We start from the raw sequence: 1,428 nt of genomic DNA, 5'->3' as shown, positions 1-1,428 counted from the left end.
CTCCCACACACCTAGCCTAGCTTTGCTAGGTGTGTGGCAATCTTCTTCATGTTCTGGCAGGCAGCTGTGAGAAGCACTTGCTCACTCACATTTTGTTTTCCCCTCAACCGGCAGTAGCGAAGCCCATGCAGTTGTTTTGAATCTGCAAAGCTTCGCTCTATTTTTTCTTTTCTTTTTTTATATAGCTCTTTTCCAGCGGCAGACAGACGATTTTGCCTGATCTTTTCTTTATGTTCCTCCCACACATGTCTTGAGATGACCTTTTGATGATTTTTAGATCTTGTGCAGTTTTCAAGGAAAGGACACGATGTACATTTTTTAGGATCTGATTTGTAGAATCTATAACCTTTTCGATCAGTGGTGGTATATAAAAGCTTTTCACCATTCGGGCATATGTATTGATCGTGTTTAGAATCATACTGGAATTTCCACTTCTCGAATAATCCTCTTGTTGGATGAAAACGTCTATGTGCGATGACACCAAAAATAAGGCGATCAGATAAACCTTTACAGATTGGGGTTGTCAAATAACCAGAATCAAGGGCAACTGCGTTTACTTGAAAACCAAATCGTGCGATTTGGTGATCCAATCGTTCAAGATACGGAACGGAATCATGGACATTGCCAGGCGTGACATGGGCATCTGTGATGATATTGTACTTCATATCCGTTGTACGGTGGTCTAGGTAGAAAAAGCCTTCTGGTTTGTTTTCACGATAAAGATAGCCGCTTTCAGGATCAGTCGTACTTTGACGAATGTCTTTTTCCGTTTTCACCTCCTCTTTTACCTTTAAGGGCTTTTTTCCGTGTGCCACCCGATCTTCTTGGATCGCTTCTTCTAATTCATTTATATAGTTCTGTGTATCTTGTTCAATTGTTTTTCTTGTATATTTATGTTTATTGGCATTGGCTTTAAGATGAGTGGAGTCAGTAAAAAGAACGCGGCCTCCTACCATATCATGATTGATGGCTTGAAGAACAATTTCATCGAAAATATCTTGAAAAATCGTTGTATCTTTAAATCGAGTACGACGATTCCAGCTAATGGTCGAGTGATGGGGAACGGGGTCATTGATGTTTAAACCTAAAAACCATCTATACGCCATGTTATAGTAAATTTCTTTTTCAAGTTGTCTTTCAGAACGGATACCGTACAGGTATCCGATAAACATCATTTTGAACAAAATAAGTGGATCAAGTGAGGGACGACCTTTATTCTCACTATAATATGGTTTTACTTTGTCTATGATAAATGAAAAATCAATGTACTGATCAATTTTACGAAGCAGGTGATCCTCTTCGACCAGTTGATCTAGCAATACAAATTCGGCTTCGTGCTGAGAAGAATTTCTAGTGTGGAACATGAGAAAAACACCTTCCTTTAGTATGCTTTTCTCTATTATAAAATGGGGTAGTGGAAAATTTAAG

The 1,428-nt window shown here is 38.8% G+C and carries 1 protein-coding gene; it reads right to left on the bottom strand.

Annotation, left to right across the window (positions count from 1 at the left end; all coding sequences use genetic code 11):
- Nucleotides 1-11 precede the first annotated feature (11 nt).
- Nucleotides 12-1,364 (bottom strand): IS1182 family transposase, encoded by a 1,353-nt coding sequence (locus ES896_RS19955; RefSeq protein ID WP_135227228.1) that lies wholly within the window; start codon nt 1,362-1,364, stop codon nt 12-14.
- Nucleotides 1,365-1,428 lie beyond the last annotated feature (64 nt).

It is taken from the genome of Bacillus sp. 005/A4HT-01/001, from assembly GCF_004634445.1.
Lineage (GTDB): Bacteria > Bacillota > Bacilli > Bacillales > Bacillaceae > Bacillus > Bacillus altitudinis.
The sequence above is the reverse complement of the archived record's forward strand: the minus strand, read 5'-3'. Positions and strand labels throughout refer to the sequence as shown.

Coding starts and splice junctions, on each gene's coding strand:
- ES896_RS19955 (WP_135227228.1), bottom strand. CDS start 1,364: ATGTTCCACACTAGAAATTCTTCTCAGCACGAAGCCGAATTTGTATTG.